Source organism: Methanospirillum lacunae (genome assembly GCF_003173355.1).
Lineage (GTDB): Archaea > Halobacteriota > Methanomicrobia > Methanomicrobiales > Methanospirillaceae > Methanospirillum > Methanospirillum lacunae.
The window spans coordinates 568213-578524 of sequence record NZ_QGMY01000002.1; the positions used below are offsets into that span (position 1 = coordinate 568213).

The following is a 10312-nucleotide window of genomic DNA, read 5'->3' on the forward strand; positions in this document are numbered from 1 at the left end:
TTCGTATGAGGATATATATACCGGCGGAGAATTCTGGATACTATATGTCCTGAATACTCTGACCCATTTACTCTTTTGAATGAGTACTGCCTTTCGATCTCCTACATGGAGCGGGATTTTGTTGATCCTTTATAGTATATGAGACACTACACTCTATTCAGATCTGCATTCAGTATCTGGAGTGATGGTTGATCATGCGATTCTATTCAAATTTAATATTCATTCTTGTTCTTCTCTGTATTTGTACAATCACACCTATTGTCGCACTTGCTGACGGTAATTTGTCATCATCTGCATCTGTATCAGGCAAAGCTGAAATTTTCAGTGGTTCTATACCCTCCGGTGAGGGTGTTGTCTCGATAAAAGCGGTATCTGGAAAATTGTATCAGGTTCCTGCGATGTCCCCTCTTGGTATAATTCAGGCTCTTGCCGGTACTGACAGTATTGAGAGTTACAAGGTTGGAGACGAACTGATAACGAAGCGTGGTATTCTGACTCTGGACGGAGTGAACGGGTATGTTAATTCTGGCGAAAACAGTTGGTTTGTTCTTGTAAATGATAAACAACTTCAGGATTATCTGCTGCCAACAGAGGATGGCCTGAATGTATTTCCATTGAAAACCGGAGACAAGGTTGTATTTGTGTTTGGAAATCCGACCAAGTCACCTCAGGATGCCACAGCGACTATCAGAGTCAGCATCGGTGCTCTGTCTGATCAGGCAAGCCAGATTAAAACAGTGGCCCAGATATCACCCCAGACAACTTCAGTACAAGCTACCCCGACAGGTACAGGAACTCTGACACCTGTTATTACTCCTACGATAACACCATCACCAACTATAACAACACCATCAGTTGTGGAAACGAAGGCTCCATCAACTGAACCGACACAAAAATCCACAATATCTGGGAAAGATCCAAATCTACCAGTATATGGGGATGATGAAGAGAAATCAAGCGTAACGACAGAATCTCCGTCTTCATCTCGTACAAGTGATCCAAATCAGCCGGTATATGAGGATAAAGAAGGGAAGTCTGTAGTTACATCTGAATCAACCACATCCTCACCCTCAAATTCCATGGATCTTAACAAGCCAGTGTATGAAGATTCAGAAACTAAAACTAATACTACTACAAAGACGACTTCCTCATCTAAAATAAAAGATCCAAATCAGCCGGTGTATGGTGACGAAGAAATATCATCTGATAGTACTCCTGAACCTACTGAAACACCCACTCTTTCAGAAAATAGTTCCTCATCTTCATCCGGACGCACAAATGATACCTCTAATGAAACTGAAGTTTCGAAGTCAAATACTAGTCATTCAGGAAAGAATGTGCTTTATGATGGATCATTGAAACTTCCTTCAGGTTTCGTAAATGTGACTGCACAATCAGGGGAAGATTATGAAGTCGGAGCAGATACACCGCTTGGACTTCTTCAGTACCTGGCAAATGAAAAGAAGATATCAGGCATGAATGTAAATGATCGCGGGATGAGAAAAGGAAATATCCTGGCTATTGACAGCATCGGTGATTTCCAGTATGGCGATGAAAACTGGTTTTGTCAGGTCAATGATGTAACACTTCAGCACTTTACGAATCCAGGCACTGACGGACTAAATACCAGGAAGGTAAAGTCCGGTGATAAAATTACATTTTTCTATGGTAAACAGGATCAGGATGCGGCATCTGCAAAAGCTATAATCTATCTTACCATTGATTAATCCATTTCACAGATCTTTTTTTGGTCAGCTTCTTCATCAAGTACTGATAAACCCATAAGGTGAGAGGGAGAGTGCGGCTGACGGTAGCCGGTTTGATTATATCTGATCGGCAGCTGAGGAAAGTCCCTCCACCTACCGGGTACGCAGCCTCGTTCATTCGGGGATGGCGAGAGTCATGGCTATGGCACAGAAACGACACGGCCTGATCTGAGCTATGATGCAGATCCAAACTGCAGAGCATCGAAGTTCAGGAGTCGATGGAACGGTGAATCCCTGCGGGTGCAAGCCGGAACAGGGCATACAGGCAGCCCGGTGTCTGCCCGGGTTCGGCGCTAAGCTGAATGCCGCAATGAACAGAAGGGGGCTTACTCCTCCCACTCAAAACTTTTACTCAGAACGATTCAAGTAGCTGGTGTTGCTATTGCTATATATGGAGACACCAGACTGGCATACTGGACGCTCTTTTCTTAAGCAGACTCATCTACAGGAGCCGAGTCCATCAACAGGAACCGAAACCGGAAATCCTAAAGTATGTGGTACATGTGAACCATCCCAGGTTCTGATAGCACTTCCTCAGGTTTCAGATATTCCGATGGATCCGATGTTACTCAGCGATATAATGGAGATGCGTCGGACTGTCCGTGAATATTCTGATGAGCCTCTTATGAAATGGGAACTTTCCCTGATGCTTCATTATACTCAAGGAGTGAGTGAAACCGGAGGTGCACCACATCTGCGTAATGCCCCGTCTGCTGGTGCGTTGCACCCATTTGAAACATATATCGTTGTAAACCGGGTTGAAGGTCTTGAACCTGGTATTTATCGATACCTCCCGCTCGATCATGCCCTGGTAAAAGAGACATGTCATGTTGGTGGAGGGGAGGCTGTTGCTGCAGCTTGCAGAAGGCCAAATATAATCCTGAGAGCTGCAGTTGCTTTCCTGTGGATCGCTGTTCCTGACCGGATTCTCTGGAAGTTTGGATCCAGAGGTTGGAGGTATTTATTTATCGAATCCGGACATGTCTGTCAGAACCTGTATCTTATTGCAACAGCCCTTGGTTGTGGAACATGTGCCATCGGTTCATATCGTGATGATGAGATGAATTGTGCTCTTGGATTGGATGGAGAAGAGCAGTTCTGCATTTATCTTGCAGCAGTAGGGAAAAGAAAAGATTAATTTATCGTCTCATAGGAGGACGGATTGGTAGTCCTCTCTCTATAAGATAATCTTTCACTTCTGAAACAGTCATCTCCCCATAGTGAAAGACGCTCGCTGCTAATGCTGCGTCAGCCTTACCGTATACAAACCCATCGTAAAAATGTTCAAGGTTTCCTACACCTCCTGATGCGATGACCGGAATTCCAACTGCATCTGATATTCGGGAGGTAATTGGGATGTCAAATCCATCTTTAGTTCCGTCTGTCTCCATTGACGTAAGCAAAATTTCTCCTGCACCCCGCTCTTCTGCTTCCTGCGCCCACTTTATTGCATCAATTCCGGTAGGTTTAGATCCCCCGTATGTTACAACCTCGTACCAGCACGTGGTACCATCTTTGAGAGAGACCTGCGTAGCTTCAGGATTATCACTCATATTTCGCCTGACATCAATGGCTACCACGATACACTGAGTACCAAATGCCCGGGCACCCTGTTCTATTAATGAGGGATCTTCAACAGCACTCGTATTCATGCTGACTTTATCGGCTCCCGCACGTAGGGTACGTTTGATATCATCCAGGGATCTGATACCCCCACCAACAGTCAGGGGAAGGAAGAGCCGGTCTGCAGCACGACTGATTACATCGATGATCATACCCCGGTTCTCTTTTGATGCGGTGATATCAAGAAATACCACTTCATCTGCTCCCTGTTCATTATATCGCTCGGCGAGTTCCACAGGATCGCCGGCATCTCGCAGTCCAATGAAGTTCGTCCCTTTTACTACACGACCGTCTTTGATATCCAGACATGGGATGATGCGACGGGTAAGTACCATGCCTGAGATCTCCTCCGCCTTCCCTGATGAGGGTTATGATTCAGTATCTGATTCATTTAATATTTCAGCCGTCCTTATTATACCGAAGATTCAAAATCCTGTCTGACGCGGACTATCCGGATGTTGGATAGGAAAAATTTTTGGAAGATTATACATGGACTCAGGGGATCTTAAGATAGAATGGGCACGGCAATATATGCCGGTGCTTGGCACTATTGCCGACCGGTTTAGAAAAGATAAACCATTTGAGGGCATGACCATCGGCATGGCTCTTCATGTTGAAGCAAAAACCGCCAACCTTGTTAAAACTCTTGCAGCAGGTGGAGCTCAGGTTTTCATCACCGGGTGCAATCCACTTTCAACCCAGGATGATGTTGCTCAGGCATTAGACAGAGTTGATGGCGTTACGTGTTATGCAAAACGCGGATGCTCAGTTGATGAGTATTACTCGGCCATGGATGCCGTTCTTGATGCAAAGCCGGATATTACCATCGATGATGGAATGGACCTGATCCACCGGATGCACACGTCCAGGCGGGATGTGCTAACGAAGATCATCGGTGGATGTGAAGAGACAACAACCGGTATCCACCGCCTTCGTGCAATGGCTGAAGAAGGAAAGTTAGAGTTCCCGGTCATTGCTGTCAACGATACCCCTATGAAGAGGTTCTTTGATAATGTGCATGGAACCGGAGAAAGTGCCCTGACTGCTATCATGGCAACTACAAATAACCTGATAGCCGGAAAATGGCTGGTTGTCGCTGGATTTGGATATTGCGGAAGAGGAATCGCACGGAAAGCTTCCGGGCTTGGTGCAAAGGTTATCGTTACTGAAGTTGATCCACGTCGGGCCCTTGAGGCATACATGGAAGGATACCATGTCATGCCGATGAACAAAGCTGCAGAGATCGGTGACATCTTTATCACCACAACTGGTAACAAAGACATCATCAATGAACAGCATTTCAAATTATTGAAAGACGGGGCAATTCTCTCCAATGCCGGTCATTTCAATGTTGAGATTGATGGTGCATGGCTAAACAAAAATGCCGAGCAGATAATTGAACGTGATGGCATTCAGAGTTACCTGATCAATGGTCGTACCATCCACCTGCTAGCAGAAGGCAGACTCGTTAACCTGGCTGTACCAAAAGGAATGGGTCACCCGATAGAGGTAATGGATCTCTCGTTTGCTCTGCAGGCCCTTGGAACCCGGTTCATTGCAGAACATCATACCGAGCTTAAGCCCGGAGTTCATGCAGTACCTGACAGCATCGATCGTGAGGTAGCATCAATAAAACTCGCGTCACTGGGTCTTGGAATTGATACCCTGAGTGCTGATCAGGAACATTATATGTGTAGCTGGGATGTAGGAACGTAAATCCCATTTTTTTTAAAATTAGTGGGCGAATTTGCCCTTTACCTTCATCGAAGTTGCAACTTTTGGATCGAGAGATGTTGCTTTCTGAAAACAAGCAAAAGCTTCACGTTTAGCTCCGAGATCATCGAGTATGATCCCTTTGTAAAGAAGTGCACCGACATGTCTGGGGTCAAGCCTTAAAGTCCTGTCATAACACTGGATAGCTTCTTTTTGCCTGACAAGATCTGAATAGATAAGGCCCATATGAAACCAGGCTGATGCAAACTGTGGATCAATATTTGTTGCCTGGGTAAAAGCCTGCAGAGCCTCGTAGTACTGCTCAAGAGCGCGATGGATTTTTCCTTTGTTAAAATAGGCTTTTACGTTGAATCTGTCAAGGTTGATGACTTTTTCGTAGGAATTCAAAGCTTCTTCATATTTCTTGGACTTATGAAGTATCAGCCCGCGGTTGAACCATGCCTCAATATTGTTGGGATTGTCTTCTATGGCAACTTCGTAGTATTGCAGAGCATCTACATGGCGTTTTAATTTATGGAAGCAGGATGCCCGGTTTCTCATTGCTTCGGCATGTCGAGGATTTAGTTTCAGGGCGTTTTCATAACAAGGGAGAGCCTGTTCATATCGCTTTAGTTTATGAAAACACAGGCCCCTGAGATTCCAGGCATCTGCACTCCACTTATCAACGACCAGGGCTTTTTTGGTAGCATCCAGAGCTTCTTCTATTTTATTTAATTTAAGGAGGATGTCTGCCCGTGAGAGCCAGGCACTTATCTCGCGTGGGGATATCTCAATAAGCTTTGTAGAACTTTGCAAAGCTTCCTGATATCTGTTCATCTTGATAAATGACCGGATCTTAAAGAGCCAGGCAGATAAATTCCTCTTATCAAGTTCAAGAACTTTGTCAAAAGACGAGAGGGCATCTGGGTGCTGGTCTAACTCAAAAAGGCATATTCCTTTATGGAGCCATCCTGCCATCTCTTTGGGATTATGTTCAGTTACAGCATTAAAGGCAGAAGCAGCCTCCCTGAATTGTTTCAGATTCTGAAGGCAGTATCCTTTAAAAAGCCAGGCCCGGGCATGACGCCGATCCTGAGATAGTACCAGATCAAATGCAGAGAGAGCATCCTGATCTCTGTGAAGATTAAATAGGCAGTATCCTTTGAAGAGAGCTGCTTTGGTTTGGGACTCATCAAGAGAAAGTGCTTTTTCAAAACAGACGAGTGCCTCATTATATGATTTTCGGTTATGGAGGATACTTCCACGATAGAGCCAGGCTTGTGACTGATGAGGATCAATCTCGATGGATTTTTCAAGGAATGGAAGAGCTTTATCATACTCACCTGCATGGATGAGGTTTACTGCTGTTACATAACAGACATTACTCAGATCCTGACCAGATAGAAAAACACCAGGGATAGAAGATGGCTCACCTGTTGTAACCTCATCTTCTGTCTCTTCTATGATCTCCAGTTCGTTGATCTGTTCTTCCAGAATCCGGTTCTCATCTACTATTCCTGCTGAGAGTGTGGCATCAGTAAGATATTGACTTTCGGGAATCTGATTTTCATGTTTAGGTGTTGTAGTACCATCAGCCTGTATACCATTTTCTGATGATAGGCCTGGATGAAAGCCTTCATCCGTAATAGGATCATCACCGATAGGCTCATCAGATTCATAATCTAATTCATCCTGAATCCCACATGATGTTTGGATATTTGTATTGTCACCAGATTCAGAACTTTGTGTATCAGGTGTTATATTATCAACAGCTTCACTCGATCCCGGATTTTGTGAAAGTTCCTGATCATCTTCAATAGAGGTTTTTATTATGGGGTTTTTTTGTATTGATGTTACATCTTCTAAAAGATACGAGAGCATCTCCTCATATTGTGAGGTGGTAATCTCTCCTTTAGCATACCGAACTTTTAATATTTTTATTGGATCCTCGTCAGACATCCCCCACCCCACGTGTAAAGAAAATTAGGTGCATAACACATTAATACTATTTTCATTTCCTCTTCTGATCATTGCCCTGACTTTTTATTTCTTGATCTTTTCGATTTAGTTTCTTTTCCAACGCCACGATCTACAGAACTAACTGTCCGGTTAGTAATAATCTCTACTGGATGGAAATTATCATCTGAATTGTTGGTATGGGAATTGGAAGGAGAAAAATGATCCTCATGATCTGTATATGTATCTGGTTCAGAAGTGTTCGCTCTTGGAATCATTCCCCCGGTATCTGGTCGTTCTATACGAGAATCCTGATTGATAACCAAGTTCCATGCCTTATGTTGTTTATGGCGACGAACCTGGACTCCAGTAATTGTCAGAGGATCTCCATATTTTGCTGAAAAAAGAGCTCCATGCCCTGGTCTCCTGTTTCTGGCTGATAAAACTAAATAGGCCGGTTCTCTGCAGGTTCCATCACAGAATTTAAATATATGCATCCCCTTTGTCCCAATATCCTCTGACATCCGAAGACCTGCCACAGAGATAGATCGCCCTTCATTCTTCTCCATATGGGAAAGGCGTACCATGCGGGTCTTTCTTGGAATACGGTATGCACATGCATTAATCTGCTTTTTTGTCAGAATGGCATATGCATATTTTCTGTCTGTGTTGATAAACCGGTATGCTTCTTCTTCACCTGCAAGGAGTGTCATGAGTGATGTAGCCTGAATTGGTGGTTCTTCTTTGAAGGTCCAGCATGATGATGGATCGCAGCCACTTCCCCAGAGATATGCACATGGACTATATATATTCAGACCATTTTTAATCAATTCATTTTGGAGCAATCGCAGACTGGTGGCATGCCTCATCTCAGCAGGTTCAACAATAATAAGAAGTCCGTCATCAGTAAGACGCTTGGTAAATGAACAGACAATTGCAGCCCTTGTAGGGATACTCAAGTGTTCCAGTTCTGCCAGTACATTTTGAAATGTGATAAGATTCACATGTTCGGGCAATTGTGCAAGACTAGCATCAGAAATCTTTGTTAGATCATCATGAATAACATCATGAATCCTGATATCTGGTTTATCTTTGGTATATTCTCTGGTGAGGTAATTGTATGCTTCAATATGTTCTACAGACCGTTCGATCGCATAGATATCTAAATATCCTTTTTTCAGATCTTTCCAGATATCGATAATTGCCAGAGGAACAACGCCGGGACCTGTTCCGATATCAAGAGCGACAACGTCGTGAGGGAGTATGGATTCCGGTTTTAAATTCTGTAACAGAGATCTGAATTGAGTGAAGTAAACAGGAACCTGATATGCCAGATAGGCAAGTATATCATATCCCCTCCCATATTTCACAGATTTTCCTGGTTTTTCTCTCCAATATGCGGCTTTTTGTGCCACGATTGCCTGACGTAAGCGATCCAGGAATATCTGATCCTGATATGGTTTTCCGGTTTTTTCTGTTATAAATTGAGAGATGAGATCTTCAAGGACGGAAGGAAATTTTGGCCCAACAGGTTCGTATGGCTTATTTTTGTGAGATCTGTTCTGGGTGTTTCTGGGTTTCCCTGATTTTTTATTTATCTTTGTATCTTGTTTCCTTCGAGAATCTGATCCTGAAATATTCTTTCCTGAACTATCTTTATTATAAGATTTTTTACCTTGAATGCTCTTAACTTCACTTTTATCTGAAGGTCTTTTTTGTTTCATATAATGCCCGAAAGAACTGTTGATCTGAATCCTCGTATCTCACTCAGAATTGAATCTTATATTCTTGTACCATACGAGTTATTATTACTCATCTTATAGGGAGTGAAAAGGAGACTATCGTGTCCCATCTAACTGGTTGTTCGGCCAGGTCAATATAGTCGGTTTGGTAGATGTTGAGCAGGAAGTATCTGATGAAAAAGAAAGGTAAAATTCATGGTAAAATTCCGTTTTTTTCCTCATCTTTTATTTACTATGATGGTATCTCTCATTTTTATTATAGTAGTATCAGTCGCATCTTACTCTGAACCCTGTCGAAATCTTGGAATAAATTGAGACTGACATTGAATACTCTACAGCATCTCATTGATTCTATTCACCAGGTTTCAGATGGATTTCAACTGTTTGAACTTGTATATGATCCTGTTTGATACAGATATTCGTCTCATTCTAGAAGCACATATTAAGTCAGAACAAAACCTCATGGAAATTAACTTAGAAAACTAAATAAAAAGATTTCATCAGAGTATTTATTCAAAAAATCTCTCATTAAAAACCTTAAAGAGAAAGAGAATGGGCTGTTCTCAGGTGAACAACGGTATCGTTCACTCGTTGAGATTCAGACTGATCTTATAATACAGTTTCACAAGTCAGGAGTTATCAGGAACGTATATCCCGTATTTTAATTCCCATGCACCTTATCTTCAAACTGCCGGAGTCACTTTCATACATGACTTATCATCAGACCTCATTTCAGGTGTTGAATGAATTCTGTTTCATGAACTAATCGAGAATCTGGTATCAAGCAGAAAAAAGTATATCCAGCGTAAGGACGGAAAGATACATATTTCAGTATATACATCAGGAGAATTGATAGAGATCCACGTACCTGATAATGGTCAGAGTTTACATGCAGATGAGACTGAAAAGGTATTTGATGTGTTTACAAGTCAGATCGTTCGCAGCATGACAAAACTTCAACCGGTTTAAAGCGTGCAATCTGTAGAAAGATCGGAGAAAACCATGGTGGTAGTATTCGAACAGAGAGTCCTTATCCTGACAGAGGAGCCATCTTTATCATTCTGCTACCTGTAATGGAACAACAAAAAAATGGATGGAGAGATGATCTTATGAATGAAACCGTTGAGAAAGGAATACTGGTTGTAGATGATGATGAAGATATTCTCTTTACTGTCAAATCGATCTTTAAACGTCATACAGTACCGATTTATGCTGCCAAAAGCGGGGCTGAATGTCTTGAAATTCTTGATAAGGGATTCAAAGGCGTCGTCCTTATGGATATCATGATGCCCGGCATGGATGGCTGGGATACCATCAGAGAGATTGTTGATCGTGGCTATGCAGATAATTTAATTATATCGATGTTCACTGCCAAAGATATACCAGATACAAAAATGGAATATTTGAAAGAGTACGTGATAGATTATATCACAAAACCATTTGAACCACAGGATCTTATTGAGACTGTAAATGAGTACTTAGAGCTTCTCTGATATTCTCATTCAACTATAT

The 10312-nt window shown here is 42.6% G+C and carries 7 protein-coding genes and 1 other RNA gene; 5 read left to right on the forward strand and 3 right to left on the reverse strand.

Going from position 1 to position 10312, the window contains the following annotated elements; translation table 11 throughout:
* Positions 1-194: 194 nt before the first annotated feature.
* The 3 genes from DK846_RS03140 (at position 195) to DK846_RS03150 (ending at position 2904) form a co-directional block, all read left to right on the forward strand.
* Positions 195-1727 carry a hypothetical protein gene (locus DK846_RS03140; protein WP_109967442.1) on the forward strand — a complete coding sequence of 511 codons (1533 nt, stop codon included), beginning with the start codon at positions 195-197 and terminating at the stop codon, positions 1725-1727.
* Between the two features lie 61 nt (positions 1728-1788).
* Positions 1789-2107, forward strand: an RNA gene (gene rnpB / locus DK846_RS03145) — RNase P RNA component.
* Positions 2108-2157: 50 nt separating this feature from the next.
* Positions 2158-2904 (forward strand): SagB/ThcOx family dehydrogenase, encoded by a 747-nt coding sequence (locus DK846_RS03150; protein WP_109967443.1) that lies wholly within the window; start codon positions 2158-2160, stop codon positions 2902-2904.
* Position 2905: 1 nt separating this feature from the next.
* Here DK846_RS03150 and hisF read toward each other — a convergent pair whose 3' ends face one another.
* Positions 2906-3724, reverse strand: a complete 819-nt coding sequence (gene hisF / locus DK846_RS03155; RefSeq protein WP_109967444.1) for an imidazole glycerol phosphate synthase subunit HisF — start codon at positions 3722-3724, stop codon at positions 2906-2908.
* 154 nt (positions 3725-3878) lie between these two features.
* Between hisF and DK846_RS03160 the strand changes: the two genes are divergently transcribed.
* On the forward strand, positions 3879-5105 hold the full coding sequence (locus DK846_RS03160; protein ID WP_109967445.1) for an adenosylhomocysteinase: 1227 nt from the start codon (positions 3879-3881) through the stop codon (positions 5103-5105).
* 18 nt (positions 5106-5123) lie between these two features.
* On the opposite strand, the gene DK846_RS03165 is transcribed toward DK846_RS03160, so the two are convergent.
* Complete coding sequence (locus tag DK846_RS03165; protein ID WP_109967446.1) at positions 5124-7061, reverse strand: tetratricopeptide repeat protein; 1938 nt, start codon at positions 7059-7061, stop codon at positions 5124-5126.
* A 68-nt stretch (positions 7062-7129) separates the two neighbouring features.
* Positions 7130-8782, reverse strand: a complete 1653-nt coding sequence (locus tag DK846_RS03170) for a small ribosomal subunit Rsm22 family protein (protein ID WP_109967447.1) — start codon at positions 8780-8782, stop codon at positions 7130-7132.
* A 1127-nt stretch (positions 8783-9909) separates the two neighbouring features.
* Here DK846_RS03170 and DK846_RS03175 point away from each other — a divergent pair.
* Positions 9910-10293: a response regulator gene (locus DK846_RS03175; protein WP_109967796.1), complete on the forward strand. Its 384-nt coding sequence runs from the start codon at positions 9910-9912 to the stop codon at positions 10291-10293.
* Positions 10294-10312: the final 19 nt, after the last annotated feature.